The 14,706-nt window shown below is 48.7% G+C and carries 12 protein-coding genes; 5 read left to right on the plus strand and 7 right to left on the minus strand.

The annotated features are described in order from the left end of the window. Positions 1–54 precede the first annotated feature (54 nt). The 7 genes from ABJO30_08810 to ABJO30_08840 all read right to left on the minus strand — a co-directional run bounded on the left by ABJO30_08810 (position 55) and on the right by ABJO30_08840 (position 6,680). Positions 55–480 (minus strand): heme-binding protein, encoded by a 426-nt coding sequence (locus tag ABJO30_08810; GenBank protein MEP3232913.1) that lies wholly within the window; start codon positions 478–480, stop codon positions 55–57. 21 nt (positions 481–501) lie between these two features. Further along, positions 502–1,704, minus strand: coding sequence for a CoA transferase (locus ABJO30_08815; GenBank protein ID MEP3232914.1), 1,203 nt, complete (start codon positions 1,702–1,704; stop codon positions 502–504). Between the two features lies 1 nt (position 1,705). Continuing rightward, complete coding sequence (locus ABJO30_08820; protein MEP3232915.1) at positions 1,706–2,482, minus strand: enoyl-CoA hydratase/isomerase family protein; 777 nt, start codon at positions 2,480–2,482, stop codon at positions 1,706–1,708. A 15-nt stretch (positions 2,483–2,497) separates the two neighbouring features. Then, on the minus strand, positions 2,498–3,778 hold the full coding sequence (locus tag ABJO30_08825; GenBank protein ID MEP3232916.1) for a TRAP transporter large permease: 1,281 nt from the start codon (positions 3,776–3,778) through the stop codon (positions 2,498–2,500). Positions 3,779–3,781: 3 nt separating this feature from the next. After that, positions 3,782–4,357, minus strand: a complete 576-nt coding sequence (locus tag ABJO30_08830) for a TRAP transporter small permease subunit (protein ID MEP3232917.1) — start codon at positions 4,355–4,357, stop codon at positions 3,782–3,784. Positions 4,358–4,466: 109 nt separating this feature from the next. Continuing rightward, the gene (locus ABJO30_08835) at positions 4,467–5,447 is read right to left on the minus strand and encodes a TRAP transporter substrate-binding protein (protein ID MEP3232918.1); all 981 of its coding nucleotides are present in this window, start codon (positions 5,445–5,447) and stop codon (positions 4,467–4,469) included. Positions 5,448–5,507: 60 nt separating this feature from the next. Then, on the minus strand, positions 5,508–6,680 hold the full coding sequence (locus ABJO30_08840; protein ID MEP3232919.1) for an aminotransferase class V-fold PLP-dependent enzyme: 1,173 nt from the start codon (positions 6,678–6,680) through the stop codon (positions 5,508–5,510). Positions 6,681–6,808: 128 nt separating this feature from the next. On the opposite strand from ABJO30_08840, the gene ABJO30_08845 reads away from it, so the two are divergent. From ABJO30_08845 to ABJO30_08865, 5 genes are all read left to right on the plus strand, one after another. Then, complete coding sequence (locus tag ABJO30_08845) at positions 6,809–9,727, plus strand: FAD-linked oxidase C-terminal domain-containing protein (GenBank protein ID MEP3232920.1); 2,919 nt, start codon at positions 6,809–6,811, stop codon at positions 9,725–9,727. Between the two features lie 9 nt (positions 9,728–9,736). Continuing rightward, the gene (locus tag ABJO30_08850) at positions 9,737–10,417 is read left to right on the plus strand and encodes a GntR family transcriptional regulator (protein ID MEP3232921.1); all 681 of its coding nucleotides are present in this window, start codon (positions 9,737–9,739) and stop codon (positions 10,415–10,417) included. A 180-nt stretch (positions 10,418–10,597) separates the two neighbouring features. Next, positions 10,598–11,389: a FadR/GntR family transcriptional regulator gene (locus ABJO30_08855; protein ID MEP3232922.1), complete on the plus strand. Its 792-nt coding sequence runs from the start codon at positions 10,598–10,600 to the stop codon at positions 11,387–11,389. Between the two features lie 378 nt (positions 11,390–11,767). Next, positions 11,768–12,736, plus strand: a complete 969-nt coding sequence (locus ABJO30_08860) for a cytochrome c peroxidase (protein ID MEP3232923.1) — start codon at positions 11,768–11,770, stop codon at positions 12,734–12,736. Positions 12,737–12,747: 11 nt separating this feature from the next. After that, positions 12,748–14,403 (plus strand): methyl-accepting chemotaxis protein, encoded by a 1,656-nt coding sequence (locus ABJO30_08865; GenBank protein ID MEP3232924.1) that lies wholly within the window; start codon positions 12,748–12,750, stop codon positions 14,401–14,403. The last annotated feature ends 303 nt before the right edge of the window (positions 14,404–14,706 follow it).

Consider the following 14,706-nt stretch of genomic DNA (forward strand, 5'->3'; position numbering starts at 1 on the left):
CGGTGTGAAAGAACGATTTAAGCAACATCTTTCACAATCAAAACGACAGGCAACTTAGCCCGCATCCGCCACAAAACCGTTCTGTTCGATCGCAAAAATAGCGCAGGCTTCATCGTTATCTGAGCTATCCCCTGTAATACCCATCGCACCAATGATTGCACCATCTTGCTTGATCAAGACACCACCGGGGACAGGAACCAATGATCCGCCGGACAAGCCATTCATTGCTTGAATGAAATAAGGCTGTTCTTGCGCGCGATTGTATAACGCCCGTGAGCCAAGCCCCATTGAAATTGCCCCACGCGCTTTTCCCTGAGCAATTTCTGGACGCAAATTGCTGGTTCCGTCTTCCCTGATTAAAGCTTGCAAATGGCCCCCTGCATCAAGAACGGCAATCGTTAGCGGCTTCATGTTTTGCTGTTTTGCGTATTTGCGCGCTGCTGCAATCAATGCTTCGGCTTGGTCAATCGTCACAAGCATTTTGTGTCCCCGTCTTTCATCTCACATCTCAAATTGCATCACCGCCCCTGAGCCAATCAGGTGCGTTGCTTCTTCTTCATCGTAGCCTGCTTCAAGTAGAACCTCGAGCGTATGTTGGCCTAAGAGGGGTGCAGCAGAATTGACCCCGCCCGGTGTGTTTGAAAACTTCACAGGCAGGCCGAGGGTTTGAACCGTGCCAGCAATCGGGTGTTCAACTTCCGGCACCATATCACGCGCCTTTGTCTGTGGGTCGTTATGCATATCAAGGATGGAGAGTACTGGCCCCGACGGCAAACCACCCTCTTCAAAGATTAAAAGCCAGTCTTCAGTTGAGCGCCTACAGATGATCCCATTCAATTCAGTCTCAAGCACCAATCGATTTTCCATACGCTTTGCATTGGTCACGAAGCGTGGATCATCAAGCAAGTGCGGCGCATCTATCAACGTTGCAAGCTTCTCCCAATTACTTTGGTTTGCCGCCCCAATATTGATCCAGCCATTTGAGGTTTGAAACGCTTGATAAGGTGCGTTGAGCGGGTGCGCAGAGCCCATCGGTTCTGGTGCTTCTTGCGTTGCGAAAGCAATGGCAGATTGCCAATAGGTGTGAGTGATTGCCGCCTCAAACAACGAAGTATCGACCTTTTGCCCCTCGCCTGTTTTAAGCTTATGAGCATAGGCAGCACAAACACCCATCGCAGCCAAAATACCTGCGGTGATATCAGACACAGGTGCCCCAACTTTTACCGGCTGACGGCCAGCCCCCTCGCCCGTAATGGACATTAAGCCAGACATGCCTTGGGCGATGAGATCAAAGCCGCCTCGTTCCGCATATGGGCCAGTGCGGCCAAAGCCTGAAATTTCTGCGTAGATCAGCCCGGGATTTTCTTTTTTCAGCTCATCATAGCCTAGGCCAAGCTTTTCCATTGTGCCTTTGCGATAGTTTTCTAAGACAACATCCGCATCTTTGATCAAGCGATGCAGAACTTGCTTGCCACCCTCCGATTTCAGATCAAGCACAATCCCCCGCTTGTTGCGGTTCATCATCATATAGGCAGCACTCTCGCCCTTAATGTCTGGCGGGACAGAGCGACGCGTATCATCACCCGTGGCCTTTTCCACCTTGATAACATCGGCCCCCATGTCTGCCAGCATCAGGCCACATGCAGGGCCCGCCATGATATGGGAAAGTTCAATCACCCGACATCCAGAAAGCGGACCGCCCATGCTACTTACCTTTCCATTGCGGTTTTCGCTTACCGAGGAAGGCCTCCATACCCTCTTTAAAATCATCGCTCATATAACAATCAACCACGAGGTCTGTGCCCTCTGCCTTCGGACCATCAACCCGCAAACGGCGCAGCGCTTCTTTCGTGGCGCGTAAAGTGCGTGGGGCGTGGCTTGCCATGAGAGCGGCCAGTTCATCGGCACGAGCGCGACAGGCATCAGCATCATCCAGCACGTCGCTTACAAGACCGAGGTGTACTGCCTCTTCTGCTTCAACCAGTCTGGCTGTAAAAATCAATTCACGCGTGCGTCCTGTTCCAATCAGCGCCGAGATACGGTTGAGGTTTCCAACTGAGAGGCAGTTCCCCAAGGTGCGGGCGATGGGAAATCCGAACTTCAGGCGCTTATCGCAAACCCGCAGATCACACGCCGCAGCAATTGCCGCCCCGCCGCCCGTACAAGCGCCTGTGATCGCTGCAATGGTTGGCACGGGGCATTGCTCAACAGTTTGCAGTATCCGGTCCATGGTCTGTTCATAGTCGATGGCATGCTGCGGTGTCGTGAACTCCCGAAACTGCGTCATGTCAGTGCCAGCTGCAAAAGCCTTGTCACCTGCCCCCGATATGATGACAGCTTTGATGGCGCCGCCTAGCTCTATCTCACCACAAGCACGTCCAATCTCTTCGTACATACCAAAGGTCAGCGCATTGCGGGCTTCCGGTCGGTTGAGCGTGATATGCAAAGTGGCATCATGGGTCTCAATTAAAATTTCAGACACGCGTGCCTCCTCAGTTTAGCGATAGAAATATTCAACTAAGAACAGTGGAACACTTGGCACGTAAGTACACAACATCAAGACGGCAAAAAGGACGGCAACAAAGTAGACATTCACCTTTGACACTTCCCAGATATTCGCCCGAGCAACAGCACAGGATGTGATCAACACACTCGCTACAGGCGGTGTTTGCTGGCCGATGGCAAGGTTCAACGTGACGACAAGGCCGAAATGGATCGGGTCAATGCCTGCTGCTTGAATAAGTGGGATGACAATTGGCACCACCAAGATGATGGCTGCGGCTGAGTGCAGGAAGAAGCCGATAATCAAGAACATGAAATTCAAGATTAAAAGGATGAGCCACTTATTACTGGTGATCTCAATGATGTTAGCTGCCAGTTCCTGTGGCACTTGGGCACGGGTCAAGAAACCACCCATAACAACGGAAGCCGCAACCAACAACATCACAACAGCGGTTTGCATACCACCATCCAGCATGGCGCGTTTCAAGTGGGAAAAGTTCATTTGATTGTACCAAAGCCCAACCAAACAAGCAGCAATAACCGCAAGGCCCGCCGCCTCTGTTGCTGTGACAAAACCACCAAAGATACCGCCAAGAATAATCACAGGCAGTGTAAAGGCTGGCAAGGCATCCAAGAAGGTCGCACCGAGGCGTCGCCAGTTAAAAGCTTCTTCAACGGGCAAATTATAACGGCGAGCAAATCCGTAAGCGACTGCCATCAGGCCGAATGCACCAAGCAACCCTGGCACGATACCTGCGACAAACAATTGCTCAACCGATGTGTTAGCCGACGTTGCATAGAGGATCATCGGGATTGACGGCGGGATGATTATTGCAAGCGAAGCAGAAGACGATGTAACCGCCGCAGACAAGGGAGCGCTATAGCCGCGCTTTTTCATTTGCGGAATTAAGATCGAGCCCATCGCCGCCACATCTGCAACGGCAGAGCCTGAAATTTCAGCAAAGAACAACGACACACCGATGTTGACCATCGCAAGCCCACCACGCACGAAGCCGATGATGGCAGAGACGAAATTAATCAGACGATCCGTCACCCCACCCGCATTCATAATCGCGCCAGCCAGAACAAACATGGGAATGGCGATCAGGGAGAATTTTGTGGAGCCATCATACATATCAAGCGCCACGGAGACGACACTGGATGGCCCCTCAAAAGCCAAAAGTCCCAAGACGGCAGAAACCGCTAGCGCCACGGCAATTGGCACATTGATGCAGACCATGATGACGAGGGATAAGAAAATTAGAAATACCAGCATGATCTATCGCGCCTTGTCTTGAAGTGACTTTTCATGCTCAAGCGCTGCTGCATTCTTAAGCTCGGTTTCGACTTCCTCTTCGATCTCTGCATGTTCCAAAGAGATACCCGCAGCCGTGGTCTTCCAGTAATCAGGCAAGCTCAGCAATTCACACACAACAAACAGGATCGCCCCCATCGGGATGATCGATTGAGTAAGCTGAATGGGAACCCATGTGAGCGAAACAAGATATTCGCCCTCAAGCACCTGCAGCACCTCTAAGCCTGTTTGTGCCAGCACCACGAAGAAGCCGATGACAACAAACTCCGCCAAAATCACAGCGCCCATCCGCGCGGGCATAGGGATTGAAAGCAACACACTATCAAAGCCAATATGACGCCGCTTCAAGGCGGCTAGACCTGCGCCAAAATACGTCACCCATGACAAGAAGATGGCGGCAACTTCGTCATACCAAGACAGGGAATTTCCAAAAATTCGAAAGAGCACTGCGACGATAACAATCGTCGTCAACGCAACCATCAAGGTGATGACAATCCATTCTAAGAGTTTTTCAAGGGCTCGGCTGAAAGACGATAACATGGCGCATTATGTTCCTGTGGAGCGCGACATGACGTGCGCTAACACTCGGTTTTGAATGAGAGAAAAAATGGCTCGGGGGTCAAACACCACCGAGCCAAAACGTTAAAGTTTAAGAACCTGATGCGAGGCCTTGCACCTTATCAATCAGTTCTTTGCCGCCATCAACAGAAGATGAAAACTCATCATAGATCGGCTTGGATGCTTTGATAAACGCTGCATTATCTGCATTGTTCACGGCAACGCCTGCTGCTTTGATCACGTCAAGCAATTCAGTCTCCAAACGGGCCGCTGTTTCATAGACAAACTTCTGGCTATCGCTTGCGCATTTTTCCAAACCAGCTTGAACGTCGACTGGAAGCTTTACGTAGTTTTTCTCAGACACAAGAACATAAGCAGGTGTGTAAACATGGCCTGTAATTGAGAGGTATTTTTGAACTTCTTGGAACTTCGCCGATGCAATTTGTGCATACGGATTTTCTTGTCCATCAATCACACCAGTCTGAAGCGCTGTAAACACTTCGGAGAACGCCATTGGTGTCGGGTTCGCGCCATAGAGCTTGAACATCTTCACGCGCCATGCGCCTTTTGGTGTACGCAGTTTCACGCCAGCCAAGTCTTCTGGTGTAGTGATCGCGCGGGTGTTGTTGGTGATGTGTCTAAAGCCGTTTTCGAAATAGCCAAGAATGCGGTAGCCTTTCGACTGGGCAGCTTTTTGGAACGTATCGCCAAGTTCTGTTTGCACGCGCTTCATATGCTCACGATCTTTAATGATGTAAGGCATTTCAAACACGCCAAACTCATCAGCAACAGATGACATGACAGAAGATGGCAGAGAGAATGTGATCTGACCGAGCTTTAATTTTTGGAGCAGCTCTTTGTCTTTGCCAAGTTGTGACGAGCCGAAAGTTTGAACTTCCGCTTTGCCAGCCAGCTCAACATTTGAACATTTTGCAAACTCGTTGACGCTTGCTTCAAACAGTGACCCTGGTTTTCCTACATGGCCAAATTTTAGTTTTAGTCCTTCAGCACTTGCCTGCGTCGCCATTAATACCATGGCGGCGGTGCATAAAAATTTTGATCTAATTCCCATCGTAGTCTCCTCCGGTTTTAAAAATTTCTTGTCTTCTTATCGTCTCCCAAACTGCGATCTTTATGTGATCTCAGAATTCTTCAAATGATCCATTGCCGCCATCACCCCGCCGCTCTCATGCGGGACACCAGCTTTTGCAAGCCCCATCTCCACGCCTGATAGCGTCGCCATCAACATCAAATCGTTGAAGTCACCTAGGTGCCCAATGCGGAAAACTTTGTCGGCAATTTTAGAAAGTCCATTGCCGAGTGAAATATCGTAGTGCTTAAGCGTCGTTGCGCGGAAGCCATCAGCGCTATGCCCTTCTGGCATCATCACAGCCGTGAGCACGCCGCTTTCTTGACCCTGTTGAGAACAGAGGACTTCCAGCCCCCAAGCCCGCACAGCAGCACGAGCTGCAACACCATGACGAGCATGACGGGCGAACACATTGTCCAGCCCCTCTTCATGCAACATGTCGATTGCTTCATTGAGGCCGTACAAAAGGTTGGTCGCAGGCGTATAGGGGAAATAACCTTTTTCATTCGGGCCAATCATATCAGCCCAATCCCAATAACTGCGCTGCAACGTCGCGTTCTTATTAGCAGCAAGCGCTTTTTCACTTGCCGCATTAAAAGAAAGACCGGGCGGCAGCATCAAACCTTTTTGCGAACCTGAAACCGTGACATCAACGCCCCATGCATCGTGCTGATAATCAATCGATGCAAGGCCAGAGATTGTATCCACCATCAACAAAGCTGGATGGTTCGCTTTGTCCATCGCTTTGCGAACCGCCTCAATGGGAGAGACTGAGCCGGTTGATGTTTCATTGTGCACGACGCAAACCGCTTTAATTGCATGGCCCGTGTCTTCGGCGAGATGAGCTTCAATCTGATCAGGATCCGCACCGCCGCGCCAATCGCCCTCAATGAATTCAGGCTCAATGCCAATGCGCTTTGCTAAACTCTGCCAAAGCGTTGCGAAGTGCCCTGTCTCAAACATCAACACGCGATCACCGGGAGAGAGCACATTCACAAGAGCTGCTTCCCATGCACCCGTCCCTGAGGCTGGGTAGATGAATACATTGCTCTTCGTCTTGAAGATCGTTTTGATACCCTCGAGCGCCTTACCACCAACCTCCGCAAAATCAGGACCACGATGGTCGATAGTCTGTGAAGAAATTGCCCGCAAAATACGATCCGGCACAGCGCTTGGGCCGGGAATTTGAAGAAAATGGCGACCTGCTTGTCTCATCTATAAATCCTAAAACGAGGGCTTTCGCCCCATTTGACGCATCAAAAATGAGTTGCATCCTGTTAGCTCATTTTGCATATTTAATTTTGAATTCATAATTACGTCAAGCGAAAAGACGAGAAAATAGAATGGTGACTGTCGCCAGACCTGCATTTGAAAATAAGCTGACAAAGCGAATTGAGGGTGAAATCTTATTCGATAAGTTTGCGCGTGGGCGATATGCAACGGACGCATCGTTCTATCAAATGATGCCCACGGCCGTGGTCGTTCCCAAGCACGTTGATGACATTGAAGCCTGCATTTCTATGAGCCGCGAAGAAGGCATTTCTATTTTGCCGCGCGGGGGTGGGACATCGCAATGCGGACAAACGGTCAACAACTCACTGGTGCTCGACAACACCAAATTCATGAACCGCGTTTTAGAACTGGATGTTGAAAACCAGCGATGCATCGTCGAACCAGGTATCGTGTTAGATGAGCTCAACCGCATTCTAAAGCCCCACGGCCTATGGTTTCCTGTCGATGTTTCAACAGCATCCCGCGCAACGATTGGCGGCATGGTCGGTAACAATTCTTGCGGCGGGCGCTCCATTCGCTACGGCATCATGCGCGACAATGTAATTGCCGTAGATGCCATCCTTGCTAATGGTAAAAAGAAACACTTTGGGGAATTAAGCACTGGGTCAAATGTGGACCAACCATTTACCCAAAAGCTCCTAGCCCTTGGCGATGAACACGCCGCTGAAATAAAGGCCCGTTTTCCAAATGTCATGCGCCGTGTTGGTGGTTACAACATCGACGCCCTAACGCCGGATGCTGCACCAAATAACTTGGCTCACTTACTTGTGGGTAGTGAAGGAACACTCGGTTACTCAACTGCAATCGAGTTAAAACTCTCTAAGCTTGTGACCAACAAAGTGATGGGGCTTTGCCACTTCCCGACTTTTTATCAAGCGATGGACGCGACCCAGCATTTGGTGAAGTTAGGCGTATTGGGTGTTGAGCTCATCGATTCAACCATGATTGCGCTTGCCCGCAACATCGATATTTTCCGACCAACCATAGAAGCCTATGTGCGCGGACAACCAGACGCCCTATTGGTGGTAGAATTTGCTGAAGAAACGGCAGACGAAAATCTCAAGAAGCTCTCCATGCTTGAAGAAGCAATGGGAGATTTGGGTTTCTCGTGGCAGGGAAATAACAAACAATGGGGCGGTGTAGTGCCTCTATCAGAAGACACGTCCCAAAACGCCATTTCAGAAATGCGCAAGTCTGGGCTCAACATCATGATGTCCATGAAAAGCGAAGGTAAACCCGTCTCCTTCGTGGAAGATTGCGCGGTGGAGCTGCCCGACCTAGCCGAGTACACAGCAGGACTAACCGAGATTTTCGAAAAGCATGGCACCAAAGGCACATGGTACGCCCATGCTTCCGTCGGCTGCCTCCATGTGCGGCCTGTTCTCAATCTACGACAAGAAAACGACGTAAAAACCATGCGCTCCATTGCGGAGCAAGCGTTTGAACTCGTGCGAAAATACAAAGGCTCTCATTCGGGCGAACATGGCGACGGCCTGCTGCGTTCTGAATTCCACGCAGACATGTTCGGCGACCAAATTGTTGGTGCGTTTGAAACGGTGAAAGAAACGTTCGACCCTCAGGGCGTTTTCAACCCCGGCAAGATTGTCGCCTCGCCAAAGATGGATGATCGCTCTCTCTTCCGCTACGGGCCAGATTATGCGGTGAAAGATTTCGACACTGTTCTCGATTGGACTGACTGGTCAGGTGCTGCGGGTGGTTTTCAAGGTGCCGTTGAAATGTGCAACAACAATGGAGCCTGCCGCAAATTAGACGGCGGCACCATGTGCCCGTCCTACAGAGTAACCCGCAATGAGCGCGATGTGACACGCGGCAGGGCCAACACCTTACGGCTTGCCATCTCAGGACAGTTGGGAGAAGACGCCCTCACCTCAGACGATATGATGGATGCCATGAAGCTTTGCGTTTCTTGCAAAGGCTGCAAACGTGAATGTCCAACGGGTGTTGATATGGCCGCCATGAAAATTGAGGTGCTCGCTGCCCGCGCGAAAAAGAACGGGCTATCCCTGCACGACAAGTTGGTCGGCTACCTACCCCGCTATGCGCCCGCCCTTTCGAAATTCCCGTGGTTTGCCAACGCGCGCAACAAAGTCCCTTTCCTTGCAAAGCTCCTTGAGGGACCGACGGGCTTCACAGCAAAAAAGGAACTGCCCGTTTGGAGTTCAGTACCGTTTAAAGATGATGAGGCAACCAGCAACGACGATGCATCAGTGGTGCTTTTCGCTGATAGCTTCAATCGTTACTTTGAACCCGAAAACCTACGCGCAACTTTGACCGTTTTAAAAGCTGCTGGACGCTCGGTCACTATTGCAAAACCCAAGGACGGCACAAGGCCTTTATGCTGTGGCCGCACCTTCCTTTCTGTCGGCCTTATCGACGAAGCAAAGCAAGAAGCCAAACGCCTTATTGAAGCATTGTTACCCTACGCCAAAAGCGGCACACCCATCATCGGCCTTGAACCCAGTTGCCTCCTAACCTTGCGCGATGAGATACCCGCACTTCTGTCTGGAGATGACGCCAAAGAAGTTTCAAAACACGCAGTCATGCTAGAAGAATACATCGCCAAACAAATAGACCAGAACACCATAAAGCTTGACCTCAAGCCGCCAGTAGAAAAAATACTCTTACACGGCCACTGTCACCAAAAGGCATTTGGCATGATGTCTGACCTTGAAAAAACCTTGGCCCTTATCCCTGATTGTAAAGTGGAAACCATCAAGACGAGTTGCTGTGGGATGGCGGGCTCGTTTGGATATAAGAAAGACACGCAAGAAGTCTCTTCACAAATGGCTGAATTGAGTCTACTACCCGCTGTTCGTGCAGCAGACGCTACCACTTTGATTGTAGCCGATGGCACGTCATGCCGACATCAAATCACCGACGGAACAAAACGCAGCGCCATTCATGTCGCCCGCGCCCTAGAACTGGCCTTGAAGAAAGACCCGGAGTAAAAACCAATCATGAACCTATCTGAACCCCTTGCCCGTCCGTCTCTTCACATTGAACTGCTTGACCGTCTTCGCGCACTCATCGTTGATGGCTCCTTGCAGCCCGGCACCAAAATTCCTGAACGAGAATTATGTGAACGCTACCACGTATCACGAACACCGATGCGCGAAGCCTTGAAGGTTTTGGCGGTCGATGGACTTGTGTGGTTGGAACCTAACCGAGGGGCATGGGTAAGCAAAATCACCATTGAAGACCTGCAAGAAGTCTTCCCTGTTATGGGCGCGTTGGAAGCCTTATCAGGTGAGCTTGCTTGTGAGCGCATTACCGACGATGAAATCGCAGCAATTCGTGCCATACACGACCAAATGATCGAGCATTATGAAGCGCGCGACCTTACTCAATATTTCCAGTCCAATCAGGCAATCCACGAAGCCATTTTGTCAGCGGCGCGAAACTCTGAACTAACCACCATGTATAAGTCGCTCGCCGCCCGCGTTAGACGCGCCCGCTATCTCGCCAACATGACAGACGAGCGCTGGGCAAGTGCTGTTGAAGAACATGAGCAAATTTTAAAAGCCCTTCAAAAGCGTCAAGGTGATGCGCTAGGCAAAATATTGCGACAGCACCTTGCAAGCAAATTTGAGACTGTAAGGCAGTGGTTAGAAAACGACGACATTGAAAGCTTGAATTAGTTTAGCGAAACAACCGCTCCCGTTCTCCCTTCAAACGCATATGGCCTCAATTTCTGTAAGCCACCGCAGGCCGTTATACGATGACCTTCGTCCGGACCAGTCAAAATTATTGTTGAATGTGACAACACTGGTCACTAAGCTTTCGCGTTAAAGATTTGAATTGAAACGGGTAATAACCAGATGCCGAGCGGAAAAACCCTAAAAGTTCCAGCAGACCTGTTCAATCCGGTTGAGCATAAATCCATATCAAGCTCGGTGGTTCAACAAATCGAAACCTACATCTTGAATGGAATTTTGAAGGAAGGCTCAAAATTACCAGGTGAACGTGAGATGGCAGAGCAGTTTGCCGTTTCCCGTCCGAAAGTGCGCGAAGCCTTGCAAGTTTTAGAAGAACGCGAATTGATCAAAATTGCGGTCGGAGATGGCGCTTATATCGCGCAGCTTGGCGCCGCCGTTATGTCACCTGCCCTCATTGACCTCTATCGCCGCCACCCATCCGCAATCTATGACCAGCTTGAATATCGCCGCGAGCAAGAAGGCTTTGCAGCACGGCTAGCCGCAACCCGAGGCACGGCTGCCGATAGAAATCTCATTACGAACATCATGGAAGAAATGGAGATTGCTCACAACGAAGCCAATCACCAACGTGGCGCAGAACTCGATGCGAACTTCCATAACGCCATCGTCAATGCCAGCCACAATCGCATTCTTATTCACATGATGGATTCGCTTTATGAGCTGAACCGCAGCGGTGTGTTTTTCAATCGCCACGAGATTTTGAATATCTCTGAAGTGTCAGATATTTTACTGCGCCAACATAAGGCAATTGGCGAAGCCGTGTGTTCAGGAAATGCTGAAGAGGCGGTCAAAGCGTCAGGCACCCATATCGATTATGTGCTGATCTCAACCCGCGAGGCATTGGATTTTCGCGAGCGTGAGAAAATCGCTGAAAAACGAAAATTAGGGTTTTAAGTAGAGAAAAATAATGGAAATGAAGGTGCTGCCCGACAGAATAAATGATTTTCTAGGGCGTAACATCACCTTGATCACAAAAATTTGTTAGCTCACTTTTGGTTTATTAAAAAACAATACATTCAAAAAAATCAATTAAATTACGTATTTTTATCCTATAAAATACGCAAATTATACTTAAATCAGGACATAAAATCCTATAATTTTTAGGTTCATCTATTAAATGAAAATAGGCCTAAAAGGCTGAATTTCGTACGGTATTTTATCATTAATTTTTCGGTAATTTGTTTGTGTGCAAAACGATAAACAGACAATCTGTTAATGGTGGAAATTATCTTGCGACCCAAAAAAACCATCTTGGCACTCACCAGTGCCCTAATAACCTTGACCGGCGTTAGCACATTTGCCGCAGATCAAGATTCCTTAAAAGAAAAATACAAGCGCCCACTCTCCATACCATTTGAAGGCGTCACCCCTTATTCGCCACAGCTCGCGACTTTGGGAAAGATGCTATTTTTCGATCCAAGGCTATCAGGCGCCAAGAATATAAATTGTTCTAGCTGTCATAATCCTTCTTTTGGTTATGAAGTGCCAGTTAAGACGGCAGTCGGTGCAGCCAACGTGCCGCTGGCGCGACAAGCACCGACAATTTTGAATATGGCTTGGGTGAAACCTTATTTCTGGGATGGCCGCGCGGACACATTAGAAGCGCAAGCCGCCGGACCAATTACTGCTCCTGTTGAAATGAACGCGAAATTTGAAGATGTTGTCAAAACATTGAGCGGCATCTCAGACTATGACCAATGGTTTGATCATCTATTTCCGAACAAAGGCGTGAGCGAAGAAACAATTTTGACAGCTCTCGCGACCTATCAACGCACGGTTGTCTCAGGCTGGTCTCCTTTCGATCGCTGGGTTGAAGGTGACGAAAGCGCCATTAGTGAATCTGCTAAACGCGGGTTTGGCCTGTTTAACGGAAAAGCAAAATGTGCTGACTGCCATTCTGGATGGAATTTTACCGATAATAAGTTCCATGATATCGGGCTCGACACAGAAGATATCGGGCGTGGTGAATTCGAACCGAACAATCAAAAGGCAAAGCACGCCTTTAAGACACCTGGCCTGCGAAACACAACTTACAGAGCGCCATTCATGCATAATGGTAGCTTAGATAATTTGGAAGAAGTGATGGCTCACTATGTTTCAGGCGGAATTAACCGCGGCTCTCTTTCAGCAAAAATGTTTAAGCTGTCGATTTCGGCAACCGAACAAAAAGACGTTATTGAATTTATGAGAACCCTGACCGCTGACAAGCAAGAAACGCCTGTCCCAATCCTACCGAATTAAGAGACCTTGTTATGTCTGTACGTACAAAAATAATTCTCCCAATTCTTTGCTCGATTTTGATTGGGCTCTTGGTTGCTGGCCTTATAGGGTGGAGCGCTCTATCTGGGCATTCCACGGTTTCTAACAAGATTGAAAAATCTTTGTCTGGCATTGCGCTCACAACTAAAATCTCAGATGATTTTAGTCGCGCAAAGGCACTAAGTGACCGTGTTTTAGCAATGACCACACTCATTGCTCATGATGTCATTGATAAAGAGTTTACAGGCATCTCAACTTCATTGGGCCAGAACATTGTAAAATTGCATGAATTCGCTTTATCAAACGAAGTGCGAAATGAAAGCGATGCTTTGCAAAAACAGTATGAAAACTGGCGCAAAGACACATCAGTTATTTTAGGCTTATCACAGTCTGACCTTATTCCCACTCGGGAGAAAATTGATCGTTATCGCAACGCAATGGCAACCAAGATTGAAGCCATCAACAAGTTGGTCTCACATGATGCAAATACCCAAATTGCAGCAGCGGGTAGCAAGCTATCAGCGACGATCAAAACACTTCTAATCGTTGTTTTCATTCTAAGTGTAATCGGCATGGTTGTTGCCATCATCTTTGCAAGAAACATCTCAAAGCCGTTGTTAAACTTGGTTGAAAACGCTGAGAGACTTGCGGAAGGCGACACATCGATCGTGTTTGAACAGCAAACTCGTAAAGATGAAATTGGTGCTGTTGCCAATGCAATTGCAGGCTTTAGAGATGGCGTTGTTAAACAGGCAGAATTGGAAGCTCATGCACAACGAGAACGAACAGAGCAAATTGCACGCCAAAAACAGGTGAGCAAAGCAATCGCGACTTTTGAAAGCCAAGCAAACGACTTCTTGCAAAGCGTAGAAGAGCGCATGATCCAAACAGAAACGACAACGGACGTTTTGTCGGGCCTTGCCGATGACACAACTGGCCGAGCAGATGATGCATCCATTGCATCTCAGCAAGCTGCAAGCGATGTGCAATTAGCCGCATCAGCAACAAGACAGCTCAACACAAGTATCAACCACATCGGTGAGCAGATTTCAGCAAGCTCAAAGAAAATTAGTATTGCAGCTGACACGACAAAACAAACCACTCATAAAATCGACACGCTTTCCCAAGGTGCAAATCGTATTGGTGAAATTGTGAGCCTTATTCAAGGCATTGCAGAGCAGACAAATCTTCTTGCACTCAATGCAACGATTGAGGCTGCACGAGCTGGTGAAGCTGGCCGTGGTTTCTCAGTGGTTGCGACAGAAGTGAAATCACTCGCAAGCCAAACAGCAAAAGCGACAGAGGAAATCTCAACACGCATCTCAGAAATTCAAGGCTTAACGGCAGATGCGGTTGACGGCATATCTCAAATTGATGGTGCCATGAATGAAGTAAACGAACTAACCACTTCTATTTCAAGCGCGATGAACCAACAAAGCCATGCAACAAGCGAAATTTCGCATAGCATTACATCGGCAGCAGATAAGACGAAAATATCAAACAACAACATGTCGACGGTTTCGCAAGCACTTGGACAAACAACACAATCTGTAGGCGAAGTGAAACAAACAGCCACAGACGCAAAACACAAAATGCAAGACCTGCAGTCATCAGTCCGCGAATTCTTGGCAAGTGTTCGCGCCGCATAGGCGCGTTCACGACATCATTGTTTTAAGATGCTTATTTATACCAAAACTTATTTTGGGTAAGTTGCCGTCAAATTTCAGCGGCCGATAAGAACTTACCCACATTCTTCAAGTCCCCTCCTCTCCCATAATTTCGAAGCTGTTTGCCCTAGGGTACAAGCCGTTAGAAAACGTGCTATTAGATAGTTCTAAATGATCCATTTTGAGCTAGTGCCCGTGATTGAAAAAACACCCTATGCAGTATTGAACGCCCTTCAAGAGGCTGTGTTTATTTTGGACAGTGACCGAAAGGTCAAATTTGCCAAT

Source organism: Hyphomicrobiales bacterium (assembly GCA_039973685.1).
Taxonomy (GTDB): Bacteria; Pseudomonadota; Alphaproteobacteria; order Rhizobiales; family JACESI01; genus JACESI01.